Genomic DNA, 26,204 nt, shown 5'->3' on the forward strand with positions numbered 1-26,204 from the left:
GGCTTCCCCGTCATAGCTCAATCCAAACGATCCGTAAGATTTTTAAAAGTTTTTTTGGCACTTTTGCCTTTATATAAAATGGCATAAACGGCGTCAATAATGGGCGTCTTGGTTTTTTTTCGAAATCGTACTTTTAGCTGAAACGCACTTTTGGCGGCATAATACCCTTCGGCGACCATATTCATATCCATCATCGCACTCTGTACGGTATAGCCTTTCCCGACCATTGTGCCGAACATCCGATTACGGCTAAAGCGCGAGTAACCGGTAACCAAAAGATCGCCCAAATAGGCAGAATTGTTAATGTTACGCTTCATTTTGTGCACCTGTTTTATGTAGCGCTCCATTTCGCGGATGGCATTGCTCATCAACACACTTTGAAAATTATCGCCATAACGTAGGCCATGAGCGATTCCAGCTGCTATGGCATAGATGTTTTTGAGCATGGCCGCATATTCTGTCCCAATAATATCATCTGAAATCTTGGTTTTGATATAATGGCTATTGAGATGATGCGCTACCAGTTCGGCCTTCCGCTCATCGGCGCAGGCTATGGTGAGATAGGATAAGCGCTCCAGGGCCACCTCTTCCGCGTGGCATGGCCCGGTGATGACCCCTATGTTTTTAAACGGAATATCGTAGGCCTCATGGAAATGTTCCCCTACGATCAACCCGGTTTCGGGGACGATGCCCTTTATGGCCGAAAAAATGATCTTGCCCTTTAGGGACGAGCTCATCTTCTTAAGTTCTGCCTCTAGGAATGCGGAGGGAATGGCAAAGATCAGGATATCGCTCTGCCCAACAATTTCATCGAGCGATTCAAATAGGGCCAATTGTGATTCTTGAAACTCCACGGAACTCAAATAGTTAGGGTTGTGCCCTTGCTGCTCAATATGTCGTAGAGCGTCCACATTGCGCATATACCAATTCACCTTATCTATGTTTTCGGAGAGCATTTTTACCAGGGCCGTGGCCCAGCTGCCTCCGCCGATGACGGCAAATGTGGGTGTTGTATCCATATACTTTATGATAATTGCCTCAAAAGTAAATAAAAAAATCTTTATGTTAACACTTGATAATCAATAAGTTAAAAATAATGGCACGGCATTTGTTTTAACCAGGGCAGAACCACAACACTGTTATTTATGAGAGGTATAAAACTACTACTAGGATTTTTAATGATCGGAACATTGAGCACTTCCTGCTACACGGAAGTCATCTTGGATGATGATTTTGTAGCTGTTCCCATATTCAACGTAAACACCGCCCTGCAGTCGCACGAACTGTGGTACGTGGATATCAATGCTACCAGAGGAAATGGGGAAGTCCCTTTTTTACAGCGGGCCTTTACCATCTCTTTTAAGGGAGGTGCGGTATATGCCAACAATAACATTGTGGGGATAGGCAAGACCGGCAACGGACTGGGGATTGATGTGGGCTATTACGACCCCTTGGCCGGCGCTGTGGAAATAGATCACGATGTGGATGGGCGCTGGTTGTTTGATGTATACGAGATTAATGGAAGTACCTTGGAACTCTACCACGCACCTACGGATACCTCCTACTTTTTAAAAGGGTACCAACGTAGTAATTTTGATTACGATCAGGTGTTCTATGATAACATCCACTATTTTTTACAGGAGTACGGAGCCTGGGAAAAGGTATTTACGAGTGAAGCTGGTGCCATTAACGACTTTGATGACGAAATCTATTTGCAATTCCTCTCTGGAGACAACGGGGATTTCTTCAGGTCGTCCATAGACCCCAATGGTACACCAATAGGTGATTTGGTCTGGGACTACGAAGGTGATTATCAGGTGTATGATGTGCAGGGCGATGACACCTTAAAAACTTTAACACTGGATTATGATTTTCTGGGCAATGATTATTTTGAACTGTACGTTATCAATGATAGTACCATAGAATTATATCACCCCAGCAGCGAAACGGTATATGAATTTAGAGGAAGGGGATATATACAATATTTGAAATCTGGCGATACCGCTCAGGGCAAGAAGAGGAAGAAGAGCTCCAATCCGGTCATGAACGTAAAGCGCAAAAGGAAATAAAGAAAGCGAACCCAAATAACGGTTTGGGACGCAAAGAGTTTTTGGTTGGTTATTTAGTTGGGAACCGCTCTGGACCTTCAGGTTCAGGGCGGTTCTTTTTTAACCGTTGATACGCAGACCCGAATGTCTTCTCCGAAACCCGGAGGGATTTTCCCTGACCACCTTTTTAAACGTACGATTAAAATACGACAGGCTCTCAAAGCCGCACTCGTAACATGCCTCGCTTACGTTCTTTCCGGTGAGCAACAGACGTTTTGCCTGACTAATACGATATTGGTTCAAAAACCCGACAAAGGTGTTTCCTGCCGCCTTCTTAAAGTAGCGACAAAAAGCGGCCTTCCCAAGATTGCATATGGCAGCCACCTCGTTGACCTCTATTTTCCTGTGGTAGTTTTCATCAATGAAGGCATAGATCTTCCGTAGGCGTTCCTGGCCTTTTTTGCCATATCGGTTAATCACCGGGCGTTCGTGCAACAGAATATACTCCTCACTTTTCGACAAAATTTTGAAGATGTGCAGTACCTCCAAAAATTGCTCAAATGGGGAGAGGGCATAAAGGCGCTTTAGACGTTCGCCTACCTCGGCCTTGGTGGCCCCGCTAAAGGCAATGCCGTATTGCGACTTTTCAAAGAGTTCGAATATTTCGGAAAGTTCCGGGATTTCCTGGAACAGTTTATTTTTAAAGGAGGTGTTAATATGCAGTACCTCCTTTTTGTAATCGGTCCGTACGCCATGGTCAAAATTAAGGTGGGGAATATAGGAACCGATGAGCACCAGATCACTTTCCCTATAGGTAGAGATATGATCGCCCACATGGCGCGTACCGTTGGCTCCCTCAATATAAACCAGCTCGTACTCGGGATGAAAGTGCCAATAGAAAAGGTCGTTCAAACGGGGGTTGTGCAGCAATCTAAACGAGCCTTCGGCTTCTTGCTTAAACGTTTCCAATTGTATTTTCATATCCAAAATTTAACTAAAATGTATTTATTATCATAATTTGGATTAAAAAATATCAATATTATTCAAATTTTAGTCAATATGGAGGTTGAACCCATAAGCCCTCTCCAGCTATATTTGCTTCAGTTATTCACTCTTAAACCGCTACGATTATGAAAAGCACGAAGACAAAAATGGCAAATACGGCCCACGAGGACATTCCTGGTAACCCATCAACGGCTACCAGTAGCAAAATACAATTAAGTGATCGGAGCAACGGTAGACCGTTAAAGGTACTGAGCGAAGACGATTGGAAGTTTTGGATGCACAACGGTTATATCGTTATAAAAAATGCCGTTCCCAGGGAACAGGCTCTGGCCACGGCCGATTTTATCTGGGAATTTGATGAGAAAGACCCCAAGGATCCTGAGACCTGGTACGCCCCTACACGTGCCGAAATCGAAATGAAAGAACTTGCAGGTACCGGAATGGTAGAAGTATACAACAATCAGTTTCTTTGGAACAACCGGCAATCGCAACGGGTATACGATGCTTTTGTAGATATATGGGGTACGGAAAAATTATGGGTGACCATTGATCGTGCCAATTTGAACTTCCCCATTAGGCCCGGACATGAGTACAAAGGATTTATCCATTGGGACTATGACCCTGAGACCCAACCGCAAAATGTGCAGGGTGTATTGGCCTTGGCCGATCAAACCGATGAAAATATGGGCGGCTTCCAATGCATACCCTGGCTGTATAGAAATTATGATAGCTGGAAACAGACCCAACCCAAAGACCGTGATCATTTTAAACCGGATGTTTCCGATTTGCAGGACAAGATTGTAAAGGTAAAAATGGAAGCGGGGGATTTACTTATCTTTAACAGCACAGAACCCCATGGTATTCGTCCCAACCTTTCCAAGGACAAGGTGCGTATTGCCCAGTATATTTCCATGATGCCGGCAGAGGAGGATAATGAGGCCTTGCGGCAATGGCGTATAAACTCCTGGAAAAATAGGATCGCCCCTGATGGATATGCCTTCCCCGGAGATCCACGGAATTGGGAGCAGACCAAATACGGAGTGGCCGATCTGAACGAGCTGGGCAAAAAACTATTGGGACTGGAAAAATGGTAAGCTTGCGCCAACCACCAAACTGTAAATTAACCAAAAACTACATATGTTCAACCATCTTGGTCCCTGGGACATTGCCATTATCCTTGTTTATTTTGGCGTAATATTGTGGATTGCCCGTTGGGCGGCCCAAAGCAAATCGGAATCCCGTGGTTCCGTAGATTATTTCCTTGCAGGTAAAAGTCAAGGTTGGCTGGTGGTAGGGACTTCCCTTTTCGCCTCCAATATTGGTTCTGAAATTATTTTGGGCGTATCCGGAGCGGGAGCTCGAGGAGATATGCCCTTGGCCAATTTTGAGATTATCGCATCGCTCGTGCTGATCCTGTTGGGATGGGTATTTGTACCCTTTTACCTGCGGACTGGTGTTTATACCATGCCCGAATTCCTGGAAAAAAGGTATTCCAGGGCCTGCCGCAACTACCTGTCCGTAGTTTCTATATTGGCCTATGTGATTACCAAGATCTCCCTTATAATTTTCGCAGGGGCCTTGGTGTTCGAGACCATTGGCATCCCATTTTGGACTGGGGCCATTGTCACCGTGATCGCAACGGGCTTTTACACCGTTCTGGGAGGCCTAAAGGCGGTCATCTATACCGATATGGTCCAGGCCTTTATCCTATTGGCAGGCACTATTGCCGTTACCCTCTTTGGCCTACATCATTTAGGCGGGTGGGATGGTATGGTCAATACCTTGGCGGTTGCCGCGGAACAGCCTTCCAATCCTCCCGTAGAACGTTTTTTTAATCTGTGGCGCCCCATGACGGATACGGAGTATCCCTGGACCGGCATGTTGTTCGGAGCACCCATATTGGGTGTGTGGTATTGGTGTACGGATCAGTATATAGTACAGCGGACCTTATCGGCAAAGGATGTTTCCAATGCCCGGAAGGGAGCGTTGTTTGCGGGTTACTTGAAATTGTTACCGGTCTTTATCTTTTTTATCCCTGGGGTCATTGCTTATGCCCTGTTGCAGCAAGGGGAACTGAGCTTTGCCATGGAGAATGCGGATCAGGCGCTGCCCGCAATGATTACCACTTTTCTGCCGGCCGGACTCAAAGGTATTGCCATAGCCGGCTTGTTGGCTGCACTTATGAGTTCCTTGTCATCGGCCTTTAATTCGAGCTCTACCTTACTTACAATCGATTTTTACCGGGAATGGAAACCCAAGGCCTCGGAACGGGATCTGGTCCGTTTTGGACAATTGGCCACCGTGGTCCTTGTCATTGTGAGCTTGGGCTGGATCCCATTCATGCGGGCCCTTATGGATGGAGGAATTTTTAAATACCTTCAAAGCGTACAAGCCTATATCTCACCCCCGATTGCTGCGGTCTTTTTGTTTGGTCTTTTTTATAAATGGATCAATGCCCGTGGGGCTATTGTGGCCCTTTGGGCTGGATTTGTACTGGGAGTTTTACGTTTGGTCACGGAGTTTATGAGCAAGGAAGGAAGTCTAAACGTGGAAAAGGACTCGCTCTTGGGCATCTTCCTAGAGATTAATTTTCTGCATTTTGCCTTGTTTCTGTTTCTTTTCTGCGCCCTAGTCCTGATGGTGGTCAGTAAAACTGGAAAACAGCAATCGGCAGAAGTGCTCCAAGCGGTAACCTTTGACCGCGTTCGTCCAAGGCCCCCCTTTACCTTTTCCACCGATGTGGTGTTGACCATCGTTTTGGTCCTGCTCGTTCTACTCTTGTGGTGGGTGTTTAGCCCGTGGGGAATATGGACTTGATATCAGGGCGGAAAAAACAATCAATTTAATAATCGAAATAGTCAAAAAATATGGATTTGCAGTTAAAGGGAAAAACCGCCTTTGTATCGGGCTCTACCTCCGGTATCGGATTTGCGGTAGCAAAGAGCTTATTGCAGGAAGGGGCCCATGTGATCATTAATGGCAGAAAGACCAAAAAGATCGATGAAGCTGTCTCAAGTTTGCAACAGGAGACGGGCCTGGACACTGCCAGCGGTCTGCAGGCCGATTTTTCTGATACGGCATCCATAGCGGCCCTGCTACAAAATTTACCTGAAATCGATATTTTGATCAATAATATGGGCATCTACCGGGCCAAGTCTTTTTTGGAGACGACGGACAAGGATTGGAACGAACAATTTGATGTAAATGTGATGAGCGGGGTACGTTTATCCCGTCACTGTTTGCCCAAAATGTTAGCGAGAAATTGGGGTCGTATCCTGTTTGTATCCAGCGAGTGTGCAACCTTGGTGCCTCCTGATTTAATTGCCTATAGTGTTACCAAAACGGCTATATTGTCGGTGTCCAGAGGTTTGGCGCAACTCACCAAAGGCAGTGGGGTAACCGTAAACTCGGTAGTGCCGGGCTCTACCTTATCCGAGGGCGCCGAACAGTTTTTGGAGGCCGCCGCCCTTAAGCAAGGGAAGACCATCAGCGAGGTGGAGGCCAACTTTTTTAAGGAAACCCGTACGTCCTCCCTCCTGCAACGGTTTGCCTCTGTGGAAGAGGTGGCCCATACCATTACCTATATGGCAAGTCCGCTTTCTGCCGCCACGAACGGGGCCGCCATTAAGATTGATGGAGGCAGTATGGGAGGTATTCTCTAGCCTACACCCAATTTTTCACGGATTAGTCGTGGCAAACGATGATTATAGCTTACTTTTGCGCCCTTAAATTAAGGGGTTTATGAAGAAGTACCTGAACCTATTCGATTTTTCGCAGAAAGTAAACTATAAAACGGAAGTGCTTTCCGGGCTCACCGTTGCTATGGCCTTGGTACCCGAGGCCATAGCCTTTGCTTTGATCGCTGGCCTTTCGCCTTTGACCGGCCTGTACGCCGCTTTTGTTATGGGTTTGGTTACCTCGGTGTTGGGTGGCCGTCCTGGCATGATTTCTGGCGCCACCGGTGCGGTGGCCGTTGTACTGGTAGCTCTGGCAAAATCGCATGGGGTGGAATATATCTTCGCCACGGTTATTTTGGCCGGAGTCCTACAGATGGCTGCGGGCTTTCTCCGATTGGGAAAACTAATGCGCCTGGTGCCCCATCCTGTAATTTTTGGTTTTGTCAATGGTCTGGCCATTATCATCTTTATGTCACAGTTGGATCAGTTTAAGACTGCTGAGGGCGCCTGGCTATCCGGCACACCCTTATATATCCTGTTGGGACTTGTCTTTTTGACCATGGTCATGATATGGGGACTGCCCAAATTGAGCAAGGCCGTGCCCGCCTCCCTGATTGCCATCCTGACCATATTTGGACTGGTCGTATTTTTCGATATCGATACCAGGACCATTGGTGATATCGCCTCTATTGAGGGAGGGTTTCCACCCTTTCACATACCGACTGTTCCCTTTTCCTTGGAGACCTTGGGACTCATATTTCCCTATGCAGCCATTGTTGCCGGTGTAGGTTTGATCGAAAGTTTGTTGACCCTGAATATTATTGATGAAATTACGGAAACCCGCGGTCGGGGCAATAAAGAAGCCATTGCTCAGGGTACGGCCAACGTGCTTTCCGGGTTGTTTTCGGGGATGGGCGGTTGTGCTATGATCGGACAGAGTTTGATCAACACCTCCAATGGCGCAAGGGCCAGACTGTCGGGAATTGTGGCCGCTGTGATGCTCCTGGTATTTATTATGTTCGGTTCGGGACTTATAGAACGTATGCCTATGGCCGCGCTTACAGGACTGATGATTATGGTGGCCCTGGGGACTTTTGAATGGGCAAGCCTAAGGACCTTTAGGAGAATGCCCAAATCGGATGTGCTGGTGATGGTGCTCGTGACCTTGGTAACCGTGTTCTTGCATAATTTGGCCTTGGCCGTCTTGGTAGGGGTAATTATTTCCGCCCTGGTATTTGCCTGGGACAATGCCAAACGCATCCGCGCCAGAAAATATATCGATGAGGAAGGGGTAAAACATTATGAAATTTATGGCCCTTTGTTCTTCGGTTCGATTACCATGTTCAACGAAAAATTCGATGTCCTCAATGACCCGGATGAGGTAGTCATCGATTTTAAAGAAAGCCGTGTCGTGGACATGTCGGCCATTGAGGCCTTAAACAAGATTACGGAGCGTTACCACAAGGTGGGCAAGAAGGTCCATTTAAAACATCTGAGCAGGGATTGTCGAAGACTATTGTCGAACGCCGACAAGATCATCGAGGTCAATGTCCTGGAAGACCCTACCTACAAAGTGGTGGTAGACAAAATATGATCTACGGACAGCTTATTCCATGGCAAATTTTACATTGACCGTGCTCTCCACTTTAATTTTTTCAAATTCCACGGCCAAGGGTTGTGAGGAATCAGCAGCTTTGGCATACTCCAATCCATAGGTGGCGCGCTGTTGAAAGCGGACGATATTGGTATTTAGATCGGAGATGAAAAGGGCTCGGCCCAAATTTTGATTCAAGGGCTCCAACATGGCCTCTGCCTGTGTTTTTGCCTTTCCTACCGCTTGCTTTCGCAGCGCAATTTTAAGCTCCTCAATTTTGGAGTATTCGGTCTTGACAAGATTTACGTTCGCAATGCCAATGGATTCCAACGCTTGGATGGCCCTGCCCGCTGTTAAGCCATCATACACTACTAACAGGTACTCCTTGCTTTTCTGAATATCCGTCTTCCGAAGGAAATACTTCTTAAAATTACTTCCCAAATCGGATAGGGATAGTTGCTTATCGGTATCTATGCCCAACGCCTTTAACTCTGTGGCCATTCTGTTTTCCAATTTCTCCACGGACGTCCTCCCCTTGGTGTCCGCTTCGGTTATTAGGACAGACATATGGATCCTGTCGGGAACCACAAGCGTGTCTACCCTAGCGGTAGTTTCCAAATAGGGCTGATCGATAAAATTCTTGGTTTGTGAGTGGCCGGCAAGCGATACCGCAAAGAACAACAACAGAAGTGCAATTTTGGTGATTTGTTTCATGTTTAGATTTTTTATGGGATATTTTTTACGAAGCTAAAACTTATATTGGCATTTTAAAAGCGATAATGAGCCAACACCCCTTTTTGGTTATGGATTGGTACCAATAGCATGTTTTTGGATTATAGATCTGGCATTGCTTGGCTGCAGCTTACTTGCTGACTTTCCCGATCCTGGTAAAAATTGGAAAACGAACTTTTTTGATCGCCCCCTTGCCCCAATGGGCTTTTAGCTGGGTGATAAATGGATTGACCGGGTTCTCTCCCCGGGCTTCCTTAAAATTCTGAACACTGGACCAGGAGTTTAGATAACCTTCCATAGTTTCGAGTTCCCATTGTGCCTCTATGGCATAGGAGCCGGGTAATGTTATCTCTTGAAAATTAAACCGAATGTTGCGATATTCCTGATCAATATGTCGGCGTTCCGGGCGCCAAAAGGGTCCTACGATTTCACTATAAAAACGTTGCATCAGGGCATCAACGTTCCTATCTACCTGCACCAGGTCATAACCCCACAGCGCTACAAGGGCTTGAGGCTTTGCCACTCTTTTGAATTCCTGGTTGAACGCATCCATATCGAACCAATGGGCGGCCTGGGCCACGGTAATCAGATCAAAGGTATTTTCCTCGAAATCGGTGGCTTCGGCCCGTTGCTGGGAGTACCGGATGTTGGGGGCCTTTACTGCCTTTGCCAATTGGTTTTTGCTGATGTCCGTCGCCTCTACGGTCCTAAAGTGCTTTGCCAACACTATGGCCACTTGCCCATTGCCCGTACCGCAATCCCAGCAACATTCCCTTCCCTGGGTGAGGGCCAGGATATCCGTAAGTAAAGCTTCGGGATAGCTAGGCCGATACTTTTTGTAGAAGTCGGTCTGTTTTGTGAACTGCTGTTGCGGTTTTTTCATAAGGTTTTGACCAAAAAAAACACCTATCCCAAAAGTAAGGGTAGGTGCTTTCATAGTTTTAAATAAGCCCTATAGGGTCCTAAGGTACTCGGCCACTGCCCTTGCTTCCTCTTCCGAAAGGTTTTGGTTTAGCATGATGGCATTGTTGTATTCCTTTAACAGCGCCTTGGCAATGGGATCTTCCTTAAGCATGCCATCGGGGTTCAGGATCATGTTCATTACCCATTCCGGACTTCTACGTTCGTATACACCAGCCATGGCTGGACCAATCATGCGCTGATCTACCATGTGGCAGGCCGTGCATATGGTTTTGAACTTGGCTTCACCCTGGGCGACCAGCTCCGTGTCGATTTCATCATCAAATGTTACGGAAGTAATGGGTCCCACGCCCTTATTGCTCAAATCCACAGGAACTTCCTCGGAGACGACGGACTTGGTCTCTTTTTTGGTACGGCTCATTTCAAAGCCTTCCTTTTTTTCTTCCTTTTTTTCACCACAACCAAGGACCAGAGCGGCCAGTGCTAGAATGGTAATTATTTTTTTCATCGGTAATTGGTTTAAGACCACTAATATAAGCAATACCACATTTAAATGGACTCTTGCAGAAATTTTAATGCCCTTTTTTCCGTGTAGGTGGTGTTTTTTGGCGCATAAAAGCCAACGTGACCCCCGTATTTAGGCATTTCGAGGTAGAGTTTCCCATGGTTTTCGGCTTCCCTTACGGGATAACATTCGGGTCCTAGGAAGGAATCGTTGATAGCATTTATGATCAAGGTTGGGATTTGAATCCCGGACAGAAACTGCAAGGAACTGCATTGGGTATAGTAGTCAATCGCATCCTTAAATCCGTGTGCCCGACTGGTATAAATATCATCAAAATCCTTTAGGGTAATCACATTTTTGATATCGGCATCCGAAATTAGTTCCGGGAACAACTGCTGTTTGGCCCTTAATTTTTCTATTAAATGCCTCCTAAAACGCTTGGCATACAGGAAATTTTTGGGTTTCAGCAATTCCAGCAGGGAGCTGTGTAGGCTACAGGGGGCAGAAACTGCTACCACCGCCTTCACCTGTTCGGGCACCCTTAGGCCTTCGCCTAAATATTTGAGTGCCATATTTCCGCCCAGACTAAATCCCTTAATATAGATTTGGGGATAAGGTTTTGTGTGGAGAACATGGTTGACCACTGCATCCAGATCTTCAGTAGCTCCGGAATGATAGGAACGGAACAGGCGGTTGGTTTCCCCACTACAACTTCGATGGTTCACCGCGCAGACATCAAAACCCGCGGCAACGAACCGTTTGGCACTCCCGGTAATATAGGGCCTTTGGGCGTTACCTTCCAGGCCGTGCAAGAGGATGACCACCCCAAGTGTTTTGACCGAAGCGTGACTCCAATCCAGGTCCAGAAAGTCGCCATCGGGGAGGGTAATTCGCTCCCGGTGCTGCTCCAGACCGTTCACTTTCCGAACAATGCCGGCATAAATGGTAGCGATATGGCCGTTCTTAAAGGGAAACGGAGGGTCATAGGTAGTGGGAACCAGCGGCATTAATACAAAATATTATCTTTTGGCTTAATAGGTTCGGGTAGTTCTTCCTCATCGAGCATATCCCTGAGGTCAATTTCGATAGTTCGGCACAGGGCGGTCATGGGTACATCATTGGCCCGGCCCTCAAAGGGATCTTCACTATTGTCCCCCACGGTTTCCATGGTTACAAAAATCCAGGAAATCAATACGGAAAAGGGAATCTGTAAAAAGATCATCCAGCCCATGGTATCCTCATCGTATTCCAATAAATGTTTTTCAAAGACATCTAACAGGCCAAAGGGGAGCAACAGAATAAAAATCCAGGTGAAAACCCTTGAAAAATAGCCATATTGTCTTGGGAAAGGAGTGTTTTTAATGCGTTCGCACTTCCCTTGTAAATTGTAGAACTCTTCCAGAATGCTCTGAAGCTGATCCTCTTGAAAACCATCAATAATGTCTCCCTGTCTCAATTTTGTCACTTCCATGCCCTGGTTCTTGATCAAATGGGTGGCGGGGTTTACCCGTTTTTTTAAATCTGAAAATTCCCGCATACTTACATAGTTGTACGCTTCGTTACAGGAAATATTCCGTTCGGCGTGGCGATCGTACAACTTCTCCACTGTCCTGGCTTCCCTTAGGCTCCAAGAGCGTGCTTGGCGTAGCTGTACCCGTAGTGCATTGATCCAGGCAATGTGTCTATGGATCAGCTGTCTTTGCATTTCCCTGTCCTTTTCAGCATCGTTGGTCCGAACAAAGGAGAGCACTTGTAAGGCCCAAGTACGGCTGTAATTCACGATACCGCCCCAGATTTTTCTGCCCTCCCAAAAACGATCGTAACTCTGACTGTTTTTGAAACCGATATAAAAGGAAACGGCAATACCAATAACGGTGAGCGGTTCAAAGGGCAGGTTGATGAAGTCCCACCCCAAAAAGGAGTATATCCCAAAGATGATGAAGGAATACAGAATAAAAAAACAGATGTTCTTCCAGCTAAACCTTAAGATCAGTCCCCAACCAATATTTCTTTTTACGTACATGGCCTTTTATCTATTCCGGGTATAGTTCCAGGAGCTGTTTCTGTTCTGCAATGGCCGTATGAAATTCGGATTTTAAGGAGGAAACCAGTGCCGCTACAGATACGACATCATCTATGGTTGCTACTCCCTGGCCCGCGGACCATATGGTTTTCCAGGCCTTGGCCTCTGTATCCAATTCCTTTCCAAAGTCTACTTTAACGTCCTTTTTAAGGTCTTCCTGGCTAATGCCGGCCGCTTGAAGGCTGGCCCCCAAAAAGTTGGCATGTACCCCCGAGATGGCTGCGGTATATATCACATCGCTGGCCCCTGCTTCAACAATCATTTTCCGGTAGTCCTCCGGTGCCTTGCTTTCCAAGGTGTTGATAAAGCGGGTACCCATATAGGCAAGGTCGGCGCCCATTTGCATTGCCGAGGCAATATCCCTACCGGTACTGATACAACCCGATAGAATAATGGTCTTGTCATAGAATTTTTTGATTTCGGCCACCAAGGTCATCGGATTTATGGTCCCTGCATGTCCTCCTGCTCCGGCAGCTACTAAAATAAGTCCGTCTACCCCGGCACCTGCCGCTTTTTGGGCATGTCTTTTTTTGATAACATCGTGAAAAACGAGTCCGCCATAACTGTGAATGGCATCCACAACCTGCGACACTGCGCCCAAGGAAGTGATAATTAGGGGGACCTTGTGTTTCATGCACAACTTTAGATCGGCCTCCAACCTTGGATTGGTCTGATGCACAATAAGGTTTACCCCAAAAGGCGCCGCTTTTTTTCCCGTCTCGGATTCAAAGGCGTCCAGAGCGGTCTTAATTTCGATCAGCCATTCCTCGAAACCTTCACTGCTACGCTGGTTCAAGGCAGGAAAGGTCCCTACGATTCCGTTTTTACAACATTCTATGACCAATTTTGGTCCGGAAATCAAAAACATGGGAGCCGCAATGGCCGGTAGGGAAAGATCTTTTATAAAGGACGCTTTTTTGCTCATAGTGAAAAATTTTGTTCGATTTAAAAATAAGGATATTCGTTAAATTTATGAGGGTGCCTATCGGCTTTTCCAAAACTATGGTATTTTTAACAGTATATAAACGATATACCAAGAAAACCTAACAAACCGTATGTATCTAAAGGAATTTGAAGTACGATGGAGCGATGTGGATGCCAATAGACATTTGGCCAATACCGCCTATATCAATTTTATGGTCCACACCCGAATGTGTTTTTTGGCAGACCAAGGTTTCACCCACCGGATCATGGCCGAACGCAATATAGGACCGGTGGTGTTTTATGAACATATGTACTACTATAAGGAGGTTTTTCCGGGCCAACCCGTACGGGTCTCCCTGGAAGTGGTGGGGACCAGCGAGGATGGGAAATTTTTTGAGTTTCGACATAACTTTTATGATGCCAAGGGGATGAACTTTGCGCATTGTGAAATGATGGGCGCCTGGATGGATTTGGGGCAACGCAAACTTGTTGCCCTGGAAAAGGACCTGCTGCAAATGTTCAGCACCGTAGAAAGGGCAACCGATTTTCGGGTGCTTACCAAAGAAGATACACGGCGCATGTCAAAATTCCCTAAGGACTTGGCTTAGGCCTTTTACTAGAAAGGTACACGCCCAATAAAACCATGGCAGCTGCTAGAATTTTGATGCTTGTTAGGTGGTCCTTTCCACTGAATAGCGCAAAAAGAATCCCGATCAGGGGCTGTACATAGGTAAAGGCGCTCACGGTAGAAGCCCTTAACTGTGTTAGGGCAAATACATTGAATAGGTAGGTCAGAAAAGTAGTGCCTATGACCACGAAGGCTATGGCACCGATGACCTCCATTGGAAGTTGGGCCCACTGAATTTCCATAAACTCCCCATAGGTAATCGGTAAGTTAATAAGCACACCAATGGTAAACAACCACTTCATCAGGGTGAAAGGGTGGTATTTATCGAGCAATTTTTTAATCACGATAAGATAGGAACCATAACAGGTGGCATTGACAATGAACAAGGTATTGCCCAGGGGAATGTTGGGGGCGTCCTGCCGTATTTCCGCACCAAAAAGAATAAGGGCCAGAGCGCCTACGAGACCCAAGAGAATACCCAAAGCTTTTTGCCCTGTTACTTTTTCCTTAATGAACAGGGCTGAAAGCACCACTACAATAATGGGCGTAATTGTTACCAGCACCGAACTGTTTATGGGAGTGGACAGCTCAAGTCCCTTAAAGAATGCCAACATGTTGATGACCATGCCCAGGATGGAACAGACTAAAATACGGCCCCAATCCCTTCGCTCTATTTTTTCTTTCGGACCGAGGCCCGAAATGCTCCAAAACAATATGGCGGCACCCACCACGCGCAGCAGGATAAACCCAAAAGGTTTTACATAGAGGGGCATAACCCCTTTGGCAATGGTATGGTTTAAGCCATAAATGGTTGTCGCCCCCAGGGCCGCGAGTATGGCTAAGGACCTTTTGTTCAAGAATGTATGGTTTCTTTGGCAGCGGCGACCTCTTTTTTGCTGTTGCCTATGAAAATTTTGTCATGTACAATGACCACCGGACGCTTTAAAAAAGTGTAATGTTCCAAAATAAGGTCCTTGTAATCGGTCTCGGAAAGTGCCTTGGCCGCCAAATTGCGTTCCTTGTACAAACGTGCCCGTTTGCTGAACAGCACTTCGTAATTTCCGGTTAGCGCATGCATCGCTTCAAGTTGTGAAGGGGTAATACCTTCTGTCTTAATGTCCTGCAGGTTAAAGCCTTCCAATGGCTGTAATTCCTTTAGGATTCGTTTACAGGTATCACAGGTTCCGAGGTGGTAGATTTTTTTCATTTTAAACGGATTTGGCATTATGAACCGGTCAGCAGATGATGTCACCGGAAAATCGCATCACAAAGAAACCTAATTCCTGCGAATTGTACTATTTTTAAAAACTGATAAAACAATCCCTTTGGAAAATCTACTGAATATAACACTGCAAAACAGAAGGCTGCTCCACAGCCTGCTCTTGAGAACACCCCGGGAAAGCCTGTTGAAGATTCCCGATGGCTTTAGTAACAACATCTGGTGGAACATAGCCCATGTGGTTGTGACCCAACAATTACTGGTCTATCGCAGAAGTGGACTTCCCATGCTCGTGGATACGGAATTGGTGGAGAAGTTTAAAAAGGGAACCGTGCCCGATGGTACGGCAAGCGATGAGGAAATTGAACGTTTGAGTGCCTTGCTGCTTACTACTATTGAAAAGACCCGGACAGATTACCGGGAAAACGTGTTCCAAGAGTATATGGCCTATGAGACGAGTACCAAGGCCCAATTGAATAATGTGGTAGATGCCCTTTCCTTTAATTTGTACCATGAAGGCCTACATCTTGGGTCCATTCTAGCGCTTAGGAAGGCCTTGGCAAGGGAGTCGGCGGCTTAGGATCTGGTTTTACCGGATAAGTAGCTTTTTACCTCGGCATAGGGCAAGATGAGAACAATGGGCCCGTCGGCATAGGAGGCCACTTCGTATTGATTGTAAAGCAACTGCAGGCCCTCCTGGGTAAAACCAATATTTTCCGGGAGGTAAAACTCGTTCCTTTCAAACATAAAACCCGTGCTGTTGATGGGTGCATCCTGGGGGATATCCTCTTGGATCCGAAATTTGGTTTCGGCAAATCGCTTAAAATCCTTTTGGTTTCGGAACAGTTCCCAATCTTCAAGTTCTACCCCTTTTTTCTTATCAAAGTTTAGAAAACGTGTAGCGCTATAGCCGTGTGCTCCACCTGTAAATATGTAGGAACCTAGCTCAACGGTCAGAATACGGACGTTTTCATAGGCGATACTTCCTTCGATGTTGGCTTCCCATCCGATGGTTTCGGTCGGATACTTTTTTTTTAGCTCCAAAAAACCGTTTTTAAAGGAACCTATGGCACCCTCAATGTCCACCGCTTTAACATCATCGTCAAAGGTCAATAGGGAAATTACCTCTTCCTTCAAGGTCGTGTTAATGGTGGTGGCTATCCTATCCTCTGCCAGGGCCATAGGGATACTAACCGAAACCTGGGGACAATCCGTACAGGTCCCTGCATTGAAATTTGCCGCCTCGAACGTAAGTTTGCCGTTGTCTGTACAACTAATGAGCATCACCGCTAACAATAGGTAGGTTACTGGGGTCTTCATAAAATGTAATTTAATGGATACTGCAAAACTACACCTTCATTGTATTCTCCAAAAGATAACGATACATTTGTAGCGATAATTTTACCATATGAGCGAAAAAAAACTAAAATTCAACAGCAGGACCATCCATGGAGGGCAAGAACCGGATAAGGCCTACGGCTCCGTAATGCCCCCCATTTATCAAACCTCTACCTATGCGCAGACCACTCCTGGAGGACATCAGGGGTATGAATATTCCCGAAGTGGCAATCCTACGAGAACGGCCCTCGAAAATTCATTGGCCAGCATAGAGAACGGCAATTATGGTCTGGCATTTGCCAGTGGCCTTTCGGCTATCGATGCCGTAATTAAATTGTTGGAACCCGGTGATGAAGTGGTTTCCACGAACGATCTGTACGGGGGCAGCTATCGTCTCTTCAGACAGGTGTATGAAAAATATGGTATTGTATTCCATTTTATCGGGATGCAGGATGCATCCGAAATCGCATCGTACATTACAGATAAGACCAAGCTGATATGGGTAGAAACTCCCACCAACCCCATGATGCATATTGTGGATATCGCCGCCGTGTCCGGCCTGGCCAAAAAACACGATATTTTGCTTGCAGTGGACAATACCTTCGCCACCCCTTATTTGCAGCGGCCGTTGGATTTGGGTGCTGATATCGTGATGCATTCAGCTACCAAATACCTGGGTGGCCACAGCGATGTGGTGGTAGGGGCCCTGGTGGTAAAGGATAAGGAACTGGCGGATAAGCTCTATTTTCTTCAGAACGCCAGTGGGGCGGTCTGTGGCCCCATGGACAGTTTTCTAGTACTTCGGGGAATAAAGACCCTACATGTTCGGATACAGCGCCATTGCGAAAACGGAAGGGCGGTTGCGGAATATCTGGCCAAACATCCCAAGATTGAAAAAGTGTACTGGCCTGGCTTCGAGGACCATCCCAACCATGATATAGCTGCCAGTCAGATGGATGATTTTGGCGGAATGATCTCCTTTGTTACCAGGGGATGCGCGTATGCCGATGCCATTAAAATCGTGGAAAGTTTAAGGGTATTTACCCTGGCCGAGTCCTTAGGCGGTGTGGAAAGCCTTGCAGGACATCCGGCGAGTATGACCCACGCCAGTATTCCCAAAGAGGAACGGGAAAAAAGCGGGGTGGTGGACGCATTGATCCGTTTAAGTGTGGGCATCGAGGACAAGGACGATCTTATTGCCGATCTGGAGCAGGCTATCGGATAGACATTTTATCAATTTTTTAAAAAAATAGGGTTCAAATTATAGAAATAATATAATTTTGCCTAAATATTCCGAATCCCTAAGATTTCTTTAATTTTTGTCTGAGGTTTTTGGAGGAGACAGTCTGTCCTGAGCGGTAGTGCACGGGCAAATATTAACCGATAGCAAAGTCTTTATGGAAGCAAAAATCAAAGCATTTATGGATGAGGTCAAGGGTCGAAACGGCCATGAGCCTGAATTCCTCCAAGCGGTACAGGAAGTTGCCGAAACCGTAATACCCTATATTGCCGCCAACGAAATTTACAACGGCAAAAATATTTTATTACGGATGGTAGAACCGGAACGCTTATTGTCCTTTAGAGTGGCCTGGGTAGATGATGATGGAGAGATCCATGTAAACCGGGGGTATAGGGTACAAATGAACTCGGCCATAGGACCCTACAAGGGAGGCCTAAGGTTCCACCATTCGGTAAATGCCAGTATTTTGAAGTTTTTGGCGTTTGAGCAAGTGTTCAAAAATAGCCTTACCACCCTTCCCATGGGCGGCGGCAAAGGAGGATCTGATTTTGATCCCAAAGGCAAATCCGATGATGAGGTAATGCGTTTTTGCCATGCCTTTATGACGGAACTTTGTAGGCACATAGGTCCAAATACCGACGTTCCCGCAGGAGACATCGGGGTGGGCGCACGCGAAATAGGATTCCTTTTCGGAATGTACAAGAAAATAAGGAATGAGTTTACTGGAGTGCTTACCGGAAAGGGACTTTCTTGGGGAGGATCCAAAATACGTCCGGAGGCAACAGGGTATGGTACGGTATATTTTGCGCAAAGCATGCTGAATACCCAAGATATGGACGTAAACGGAAAAACCGTTGTGATCTCCGGTTCGGGGAATGTGGCCCAGTACGCTGCGGAAAAAGTGTTGCAGTTGGGCGGCAAGGTGGTTACCCTTTCCGATTCATCGGGGTACATCCACGACAAAGACGGAATTGATAATGAAAAACTGGCCTTTGTTATGGACCTGAAGAACAACCGTAGAGGTCGTATATCGGAATATGCCGATAAATACAGCAGTGCGGAGTTCCACAAGGGCAAGACGCCATGGGAAGTAAAATGTGATATTGCACTGCCCTGTGCCACGCAGAACGAGTTGGGCGGGGATAGCGCCAAAACCCTTATAAAAAATGGATGCATTTGTGTGGCCGAGGGCGCCAATATGCCCTCTACCCCCGAAGCGATCCACGAATTCCATGAGGCAAAGATTTTATTTGCACCAGGAAAAGCTTCCAATGCCGGCGGCGTGGCTACCTCAGGGCTCGAAATGTCACAGAATTCCCTACGTATTAGTTGGACAAGGGAAGAAGTAGACGATCGGCTAAAGGGTATCATGAAGGAAATACACGATTCCTGTATTGAATACGGGAAGGAAGCGGATGGTTACTGCAATTATGTTAAAGGAGCCAATATAGCCGGATTCGTCAAGGTGGCGGATGCGATGTTGGCGCAAGGGGTCATCTAATAGAAAACAGCTTAGGTTAGGAAGGCTTTCCATTGGGTTGGAAAGCCTTTTTTTGATACCATATTGTCCAGGATAGGCTTATCTTAGAGCATTCAAATTTCTGTCCATGCCAATCACGACCAAGGCCATTGTTTTATCGGCGCTTAAGTATGGGGATACCAGCCTGATCGTAAAGGCATTCACAGCCTCGAGCGGTATGAAGACCTATCTGCTAAAAGGAGTGCTGGCCTCGAAGAAGGGAAAATTGAAATCGGCCTATTTTCAACCCCTGATGCAACTGGAACTGGTGGCCAACCATAAGGACAAAGGAACATTGGAAACCATCCGTGAGGCAAGGGTAGACTACCACTACAACAGCCTACATACCGATATCACCAAGAACGCGATGAGCATGTTTCTTGCCGAGGTGCTAAGAAGCAGTATCTTTGAGGAAGAACCCAATCCGCAACTTTTTCATTTTATAGCTGCTTCGTTGCAATGGTTGGATACCCACGACAAAATTGCCAATTTCCATCTTTACTTTTTGCTTGGTCTTACGAAATATTTGGGATTTTATCCGGACACCGCCCACCACGATGCCCCTTATTTTGACCTCCAGGAGGGAAACTTTGTGGTTGCCCCTTCCCTGAACCCGATGATACAGGATAAAACGCTGGCATATTTTAAAAGGTTTTTGGGCACAAATTTTGATGCTATGCATACAATCAAGATGGGAAAAGCCAGCAGAAGGGATCTGTTGCAATCGCTTGTTCTCTATTTTGAATTACATTTGCAGGGGTTTAAAAAACCGAGATCACTTGCCATTTTGAATGAAGTATTTAGCTAGTATGCGAAGGACAGGTTTCATCATTATTTTGTTTTTATGGGTTCATGGTCTTTCCGCACAAATGATACGCGTTTTGGATGTAGAGACCCAAACGCCGGTGCCGAATGTCGCAATTTTTAACACCGATCAAAGCAAGACCGCACTTACCGATGCCAATGGCAGGTGTGATCTCGCCGTTTTTGATCGAAACGAACGACTAACGCTGAAGCACATTAGCTATCAGACCAGGAAAACAACAAAATCACAACTTTTGCGACGAGGAGGCAGGGTGTATCTTACCCTACGGGCACAACAGCTCGATGAGGTGGTGATGTCCATCTCCAAGTGGGAGCAACAAAAAAAGGACATCCCCCAAAGAATAGCGTCGATCAATGCCAGGACCATTGCCTTTACCAACCCCCAGACGGCGGCAGACCTGTTGCAACAAAGTGGAAAAGTGTTTGTACAGAAAAGTCAGCTTGGAGGTGGCAGCCCTTTGATTCGCGGTTTTGCTACCAATAGACTGCTGTTATCCGTAGACGGGGTTCGTATGAACAATGCCATTTTTAGGGGAGGTAATATACAGAACGTCATTTCTATTGACCCCTATACCATAAAGAATACGGAAGTTATTTTTGGGCCGGGTTCGGTTATCTATGGAAGCGATGCCATTGGTGGGGTCATGAACTTTTACACGCACAAGCCTCAATTTTCGGATACCGATAGTTTGATGATTACGGGCAATGCCAGTTATAGGTATGCCTCCGCGAACAACGAGAACACCGTACACGCAGACCTTAATCTTGGCAAAAAAAAATGGGCTTTTTTGAGCAGCATTAGCTATAATGATTTTGACGATCTTACCATGGGCCGTCATGGCCCCGATTCATATCTAAGGAATAATTATGTGGTACGCAGGGACGGGGAGGACATACTGGTGCCCAATGGGAGCCCCCGTGAACAGATTACCTCGGGCTACGACCAGATCAATTTGATGCAAAAGGTGGCATTTAAACCGAACAACTCCTGGAGTTTTGACCTGGGAGCCTATTATTCCGAGACCTCGGATTATTCCAGGTACGACCGCCTGATCAGGCCGAACAGCGAGGGCGATGGCCTGCGTTCTGCGGAATGGTTTTACGGCCCCCAAAAATGGTTTATGGGCAACGTGCATGTATTTCAGCAGGGCCGGGGCAAATTTTACGACGGACTCAAGATTACCGCGGCCTATCAACGATTTGAGGAGAGCAGGAACAACCGGGACTTCCAGGATCCCATCCGATTTTCTACCAAGGAACAGGTAGATGCCCTATCGGCGAATATCGATTTTGAGAACAAACGGATCGGCAACCTAAGGCTGTACTATGGCACGGAATATGTTTTCAATCATGTGGCCTCTGAAGGTAGGCAGCATCATATAGAAACGGACGTACGCTCCGCTGCGGCCTCCAGATATCCCGATGGTGCTACCTGGCAAACGGCTGCGGCCTATGTTACTGCCGAGTATAAGGCAAAGCCAAATTTCAGCATGCTCTCCGGACTCCGATATAGTCATGTTTGGATCGATGCCCTATTTGACCAGACTTTTTTCTCCTTTCCCTTTGACGATGCCAGGTTGAGTACCGGAGCGTTGACGGGGAGTGTCGGGTTTAGCTGGTTTCCCAAGGCTGATCTGCAGATTACCTTAAACGGTTCTACCGGGTTTAGGGCGCCCAATATAGATGATATCGGAAAGATATTCGATTCCGAACCGGGTTCCGTGGTGGTGCCCAATCCCGATCTGGAACCGGAATATGCGTACAATGTTGAATTTGGGTTGCGCAAGAACTTTAAGGATAAAGTGGTACTGAAGGGTACCGCCTTTTATACCTTTCTAGTGGATGCCCTGGTCCGGAGGGATTTTCAGTTCAACGGGGAGACCCAGATCGTATACAATGGGGAACTGAGCAACGTGCAGGCCATACAGAACGCAGCCAAGGCCTATGTATACGGATTTGAATTTGGTGCGGAGGCCTTTCTTACCGAAAACCTGTCCATTTCCTCGAACCTTACCCTAACCGAGGGGATAGAGGAAGATGATGACGGGACCGATTCTGCGGCAAGGCATGTAGCGCCCACTTTTGGGGATTTTCACCTTGCCTGGAAAAATGAAAGGCTAAAGGCAGACCTCTTCTTAAATTACAACGGGGAGATTTCATTCGATGATCTTGCGCTTTCGGAACGTAGCAAGCCCTTTATCTACGACACGGATGCCGACGGAAATCCGTTTTCCCCTTCCTGGTACACGCTTAATTTCCGTTCCCAATACCATATTTCCAACGCATTGAAGGCATCCCTTAGTTTGGAAAATATTACAGATCAACGCTATAGGACCTATTCCTCTGGAATAGCCGCACCGGGAATGAACTTCATTATGGGTCTGGGTTACCATTTTTAGGCCTAATTTCCACATTTGGCCCCCTAGATATCACAAACAGTTGGCCATGACTCCTTTTAATGCCCTTTTCATGGGTCGTGAAGGCTTTAAATTCAATCTAAATTTATAATTTTGCATCCTTAATTTGAGTTACCGAAACAGGTCTATGAAGTTTGCTGAATACAAAGGACTAAACTTGCCCAAAGTGGCGGAAGCCGTATTGGCCGATTGGAAAGCACATCATATTTTTGAAAAGAGTGTTTCCAACAGGGAAGGCAAGGACGGTTTTGTTTTTTACGAGGGACCGCCTTCCGCAAACGGTTTGCCCGGGATCCACCATGTCATGGCAAGGACCATCAAGGATATTTTTCCGCGCTATAAGACCATGAAAGGTTTTCAAGTAAAGCGAAAGGCGGGTTGGGATACCCATGGCCTGCCCATAGAGCTTGGGGTGGAGAAAGAACTTGGCATTACCAAGGAGGATATTGGCAAGAAGATATCCGTAGAGGCCTACAATGCCGCTTGTAGAAAAGCGGTGATGCGCTATACCGATGTTTGGAACGAGATGACCGAGAAGGTGGGCTATTGGGTAGATATGGACGACCCCTATATCACCTATAAGTCCAAGTACATGGAATCCGTTTGGTGGTTGTTAAAGCAGATTTATGACAAGGGACTTATCTATAAAGGATATACGATACAGCCCTATTCCCCAAAGGCGGGAACAGGCCTTAGTTCCCATGAACTCAACCAGCCGGGCACCTACCAGGATGTAACCGATACCACGGTTACGGCCCAGTTCAAAGTGAAGCGGGATTCCCTCCCCCAGGGGTTCGATGGATTGCCCGGGGAGTTGTTCTTCCTTGCCTGGACCACCACACCTTGGACCCTACCCAGTAATACCGCCTTAACGGTAGGTCCAAAAATAGACTATGTTGCGGTTAAGACCTTTAATCAATACACCTTTGAACCCATTACCGTGCTATTGGCGAAAGCCCTGGTCGAAAAACAATTTGCAGGGAAATTTGTATCCGTGGATACCGAAGCCGCCCTACTGGAATATAGCGCTGGGGACAAAAAAATACCCTATAGGATTGCCGCCAACTTCTTGGGACGGGATCTTGTGGATATCCGCTATGAGCAATTGCTCCCTTATGCCCAACCCTATCAGCATCCGGAAAATGCATTTCGGGTAATCGCTGGAGACTTTGTGACCACCGAGGATGGAACCGGAATCGTACATACGGCCCCTACCTTTGGCGCGGATGATGCCTTTGTGGCCAAACAGGCGAAACCCGAGGTGCCGCCTTTATTGGTCCTGGACGAAAATAACAACCCAGTGCCCTTAGTAGACCTGCAGGGAAGGTTCCGTCCGGAACTTGGAGAATTTGGGGGCAAGTACGTGAAGAATGAATACTATGAGGAGGGCGAGGTCCCGGAGAAATCGGTGGATGTTGAGCTTGCAATCAAATTGAAGGAGGAGAACAGGGCCTTTAAAGTAGAAAAATACCTGCACAGTTACCCCAATTGCTGGCGGACCGACAAGCCTGTACTCTATTATCCGCTGGATTCCTGGTTCATTAAGGTAACCGATGTCAAAGACCGGATGTTCGATCTCAACGAAACGATCAATTGGAAGCCCAAGGCAACCGGTGAAGGACGGTTTGGCAATTGGTTGGCAAATGCGAACGATTGGAACCTCTCCCGTTCAAGGTATTGGGGCGTACCCCTGCCCATTTGGCGCACCGAAGACGGGAAAGAAGAGTTGATGATCGGCTCCATGGCCGAATTGAAGGAAGCCATGGCCAAAGCGGTAAAAGCAGGCGTTTTGGAAGCTGATATCTTTGCCGATTTTGTTGTAGGCGATATGAGCGAGGCCAACTATGACAGAATAGACCTTCATAAAAATATCGTGGACCAAATTACCTTGGTTGCTCCTTCAGGGAAACCGATGAAACGGGAGAACGACCTTATAGATGTTTGGTTCGACAGCGGCTCAATGCCCTATGCACAATGGCACTATCCCTTTGAGAACAAGGACCTGATCGATCAGGGTTCGGCGTTCCCGGCCGATTTTATTGCAGAAGGTGTGGATCAGACACGGGGTTGGTTCTATACCCTGCATGCCATAGCCACTATGGTGTTCAATTCGGTAGCATACAGAAACGTGCTGTCCAATGGGCTCGTGTTGGACAAGAACGGCAAGAAGATGTCCAAACGCTTGGGCAACGCGGTAGACCCCTTTACTACCATGGAAGAGCACGGCGCAGATGCCACACGCTGGTATATGATCTCGAACGCCAACCCATGGGACAATCTAAAATTTGACAGCGATGGCATTGTGGAGGTGAAGCGCAAATTTTTTGGAACCTTGTACAATACCTACTCCTTCTTTGCACTCTATGCCAATATAGATGCATTTGATTATTCGGAAGCCGATGTTCCAATGGATGAACGCCCGGAGATCGATCAATGGATCTTATCGGAACTGCACACACTGATCAAGAAGGTAGACCTAGCCTATGCCGATTATGAACCTACCCTGGCGGCCAGGGCCATATCGGACTATGTGCAGGAAAACCTGAGCAATTGGTATGTGCGTTTATGCAGGAGACGTTTCTGGAAAGGCGATTATGGGAGAGACAAGATAGCGGCCTATCAGACCTTGTATACCTGCTTGGAAACGGTGGCAAAACTTTCGGCCCCTATAGCACCCTTCTTTATGGATCGTTTGTATACCGATCTTACAGCTGTCACACAAAAAGAGCGTTTTGAAAGTGTTCATCTGTCCAATTTTCCGCAATGTGATGAGGCCATGGTGAACAAGGCCTTGGAGAGCAAAATGCAAAAGGCACAGACCATATCGTCCCTTGTGCTATCTATTAGACAGAAGGAAAAGATCAAAGTAAGACAGCCCTTGCAGAAAATTATGATTCCGGTGCAAGACGAAGGACAACGGCAAGAATTGGAGGCGGTTGCGGATTTGATCAAATCGGAGGTCAATGTTAAGGAACTGGAACTGCTCGATGATGCCTCTGGGATTTTGGTGAAGCGGATAAAGCCTAATTTCAAGGAGTTGGGCCCCCGTTTTGGCAAGGAAATGAAGGAAGTGGCCATGGCCGTCAGCACTCTAAATCAGAAAGATATCCAAAAAATTGAGCAAGAAGGCGAAATATCACTTGCTTTAGAAAATAAAATTATTAAATTACGGTTAGAGGATGTAGAGATTTCCTCACAGGACATTGAAGGTTGGCTGGTGGCCAATGAAGGCGCACTGACCGTTGCGTTGGACATTACGATCAACGAGGACCTTCGAAAGGAAGGAATAGCGAGGGAGTTGGTAAACAGGATTCAGAACATACGGAAAGAATCCGGGTTTGAGGTAACGGACAGAATAAATATAAAGATATTAAAAGACGGTTTTGTTGAAGAGGCGGTTGCGAGCAACATGAATTATATTAAAACGGAAACGCTGACAGCAGAATTGGATTTTGAAGAACAAATGGAAAAGGGAACAGCGATTACCTTTGATGAAGTAAATACAAAATTGTTTATCCAAAAACAGTAA

23 protein-coding genes are annotated in these 26,204 nt (G+C 46.6%); 12 read left to right on the forward strand and 11 right to left on the reverse strand.

Annotation, left to right across the window (positions count from 1 at the left end):
* Positions 1 to 17 precede the first annotated feature (17 nt).
* Positions 18 to 1,019, reverse strand: coding sequence for an NAD(P)H-dependent glycerol-3-phosphate dehydrogenase (locus tag ACRD67_RS15955; RefSeq protein ID WP_430968222.1), 1,002 nt, complete (start codon positions 1,017 to 1,019; stop codon positions 18 to 20).
* A gap of 126 nt (positions 1,020 to 1,145) precedes the next feature.
* Between ACRD67_RS15955 and ACRD67_RS15960 the strand changes: the two genes are divergently transcribed.
* A complete protein-coding gene (locus ACRD67_RS15960) occupies positions 1,146 to 2,069 on the forward strand; it encodes a nicotinic acid mononucleotide adenyltransferase (protein ID WP_430968223.1) in 924 nt (307 codons plus the stop codon).
* A gap of 99 nt (positions 2,070 to 2,168) precedes the next feature.
* Here the strand turns inward: ACRD67_RS15960 and ACRD67_RS15965 are convergent, their stop codons facing one another.
* A complete protein-coding gene (locus tag ACRD67_RS15965; RefSeq protein ID WP_430968224.1) occupies positions 2,169 to 3,029 on the reverse strand; it encodes a helix-turn-helix domain-containing protein in 861 nt (286 codons plus the stop codon).
* 149 nt (positions 3,030 to 3,178) lie between these two features.
* Here ACRD67_RS15965 and ACRD67_RS15970 point away from each other — a divergent pair, with 149 nt between their 5' ends.
* The 4 genes from ACRD67_RS15970 to ACRD67_RS15985 all read left to right on the forward strand — a co-directional run bounded on the left by ACRD67_RS15970 (position 3,179) and on the right by ACRD67_RS15985 (position 8,324).
* Positions 3,179 to 4,147, forward strand: coding sequence for a phytanoyl-CoA dioxygenase family protein (locus ACRD67_RS15970; RefSeq protein WP_430968225.1), 969 nt, complete (start codon positions 3,179 to 3,181; stop codon positions 4,145 to 4,147).
* Between the two features lie 43 nt (positions 4,148 to 4,190).
* The gene (locus ACRD67_RS15975) at positions 4,191 to 5,870 is read left to right on the forward strand and encodes a sodium:solute symporter (RefSeq protein ID WP_430968226.1); all 1,680 of its coding nucleotides are present in this window, start codon (positions 4,191 to 4,193) and stop codon (positions 5,868 to 5,870) included.
* Positions 5,871 to 5,920: 50 nt separating this feature from the next.
* Positions 5,921 to 6,715, forward strand: a complete 795-nt coding sequence (locus ACRD67_RS15980; protein WP_430968227.1) for an SDR family NAD(P)-dependent oxidoreductase — start codon at positions 5,921 to 5,923, stop codon at positions 6,713 to 6,715.
* Between the two features lie 79 nt (positions 6,716 to 6,794).
* Positions 6,795 to 8,324 (forward strand): SulP family inorganic anion transporter, encoded by a 1,530-nt coding sequence (locus ACRD67_RS15985; protein ID WP_430968228.1) that lies wholly within the window; start codon positions 6,795 to 6,797, stop codon positions 8,322 to 8,324.
* Positions 8,325 to 8,336: 12 nt separating this feature from the next.
* Here ACRD67_RS15985 and ACRD67_RS15990 read toward each other — a convergent pair whose 3' ends face one another.
* From ACRD67_RS15990 to ACRD67_RS16015, 6 genes are all read right to left on the reverse strand, one after another.
* Positions 8,337 to 9,038: an SIMPL domain-containing protein gene (locus tag ACRD67_RS15990; RefSeq protein WP_430968229.1), complete on the reverse strand. Its 702-nt coding sequence runs from the start codon at positions 9,036 to 9,038 to the stop codon at positions 8,337 to 8,339.
* Between the two features lie 148 nt (positions 9,039 to 9,186).
* Entirely contained in the window at positions 9,187 to 9,993 is an 807-nt protein-coding gene (locus tag ACRD67_RS15995; protein WP_430968230.1) for a class I SAM-dependent methyltransferase, read from the reverse strand.
* A gap of 15 nt (positions 9,994 to 10,008) precedes the next feature.
* A complete protein-coding gene (locus tag ACRD67_RS16000) occupies positions 10,009 to 10,485 on the reverse strand; it encodes a c-type cytochrome (protein WP_430968231.1) in 477 nt (158 codons plus the stop codon).
* Between the two features lie 41 nt (positions 10,486 to 10,526).
* Positions 10,527 to 11,489: a YheT family hydrolase gene (locus ACRD67_RS16005; protein WP_430968232.1), complete on the reverse strand. Its 963-nt coding sequence runs from the start codon at positions 11,487 to 11,489 to the stop codon at positions 10,527 to 10,529.
* Positions 11,489 to 12,505 carry a bestrophin family protein gene (locus ACRD67_RS16010; RefSeq protein WP_430968233.1) on the reverse strand — a complete coding sequence of 339 codons (1,017 nt, stop codon included), beginning with the start codon at positions 12,503 to 12,505 and terminating at the stop codon, positions 11,489 to 11,491. Before ACRD67_RS16010 ends, ACRD67_RS16005 begins: the two co-directional genes overlap by 1 nt.
* Positions 12,506 to 12,515: 10 nt before the next feature.
* The gene (locus ACRD67_RS16015; protein WP_430968234.1) at positions 12,516 to 13,490 is read right to left on the reverse strand and encodes an NAD(P)H-dependent flavin oxidoreductase; all 975 of its coding nucleotides are present in this window, start codon (positions 13,488 to 13,490) and stop codon (positions 12,516 to 12,518) included.
* A gap of 130 nt (positions 13,491 to 13,620) precedes the next feature.
* Between ACRD67_RS16015 and ACRD67_RS16020 the strand changes: the two genes are divergently transcribed.
* Positions 13,621 to 14,097, forward strand: a complete 477-nt coding sequence (locus tag ACRD67_RS16020) for an acyl-CoA thioesterase (protein ID WP_430968235.1) — start codon at positions 13,621 to 13,623, stop codon at positions 14,095 to 14,097.
* Here the strand turns inward: ACRD67_RS16020 and ACRD67_RS16025 are convergent.
* Positions 14,081 to 14,974 carry a DMT family transporter gene (locus ACRD67_RS16025; protein ID WP_430968236.1) on the reverse strand — a complete coding sequence of 298 codons (894 nt, stop codon included), beginning with the start codon at positions 14,972 to 14,974 and terminating at the stop codon, positions 14,081 to 14,083. The genes ACRD67_RS16020 and ACRD67_RS16025 overlap by 17 nt on opposite strands.
* Positions 14,971 to 15,324, reverse strand: coding sequence for an arsenate reductase family protein (locus tag ACRD67_RS16030; RefSeq protein ID WP_430968237.1), 354 nt, complete (start codon positions 15,322 to 15,324; stop codon positions 14,971 to 14,973). Before ACRD67_RS16030 ends, ACRD67_RS16025 begins: the two co-directional genes overlap by 4 nt.
* Positions 15,325 to 15,442: 118 nt before the next feature.
* Here ACRD67_RS16030 and ACRD67_RS16035 point away from each other — a divergent pair, with 118 nt between their 5' ends.
* A complete protein-coding gene (locus ACRD67_RS16035; RefSeq protein ID WP_430968238.1) occupies positions 15,443 to 15,916 on the forward strand; it encodes a DinB family protein in 474 nt (157 codons plus the stop codon).
* Here the strand turns inward: ACRD67_RS16035 and ACRD67_RS16040 are convergent.
* The gene (locus tag ACRD67_RS16040) at positions 15,913 to 16,656 is read right to left on the reverse strand and encodes a DUF3298 and DUF4163 domain-containing protein (protein WP_430968239.1); all 744 of its coding nucleotides are present in this window, start codon (positions 16,654 to 16,656) and stop codon (positions 15,913 to 15,915) included. The genes ACRD67_RS16035 and ACRD67_RS16040 overlap by 4 nt on opposite strands.
* Positions 16,657 to 16,744: 88 nt before the next feature.
* On the opposite strand from ACRD67_RS16040, the gene ACRD67_RS16045 reads away from it, so the two are divergent.
* The 5 genes from ACRD67_RS16045 (at position 16,745) to ileS (ending at position 26,204) form a co-directional block, all read left to right on the forward strand.
* Complete coding sequence (locus ACRD67_RS16045; RefSeq protein WP_430968240.1) at positions 16,745 to 17,899, forward strand: cystathionine gamma-synthase; 1,155 nt, start codon at positions 16,745 to 16,747, stop codon at positions 17,897 to 17,899.
* 172 nt (positions 17,900 to 18,071) lie between these two features.
* On the forward strand, positions 18,072 to 19,415 hold the full coding sequence (gene gdhA, locus ACRD67_RS16050) for an NADP-specific glutamate dehydrogenase (RefSeq protein WP_430968241.1): 1,344 nt from the start codon (positions 18,072 to 18,074) through the stop codon (positions 19,413 to 19,415).
* A gap of 106 nt (positions 19,416 to 19,521) precedes the next feature.
* Positions 19,522 to 20,241: a DNA repair protein RecO gene (recO, locus tag ACRD67_RS16055; protein WP_430968242.1), complete on the forward strand. Its 720-nt coding sequence runs from the start codon at positions 19,522 to 19,524 to the stop codon at positions 20,239 to 20,241.
* Positions 20,225 to 22,657: a TonB-dependent receptor gene (locus tag ACRD67_RS16060; RefSeq protein WP_430968243.1), complete on the forward strand. Its 2,433-nt coding sequence runs from the start codon at positions 20,225 to 20,227 to the stop codon at positions 22,655 to 22,657. Before recO ends, ACRD67_RS16060 begins: the two co-directional genes overlap by 17 nt.
* Positions 22,658 to 22,802: 145 nt before the next feature.
* Complete coding sequence (gene ileS / locus ACRD67_RS16065) at positions 22,803 to 26,204, forward strand: isoleucine--tRNA ligase (protein WP_430968244.1); 3,402 nt, start codon at positions 22,803 to 22,805, stop codon at positions 26,202 to 26,204.

The sequence above is a fragment of the Eudoraea algarum genome, from assembly GCF_050589645.1.
Classification (GTDB): Bacteria; Bacteroidota; Bacteroidia; order Flavobacteriales; family Flavobacteriaceae; genus JBNGOQ01.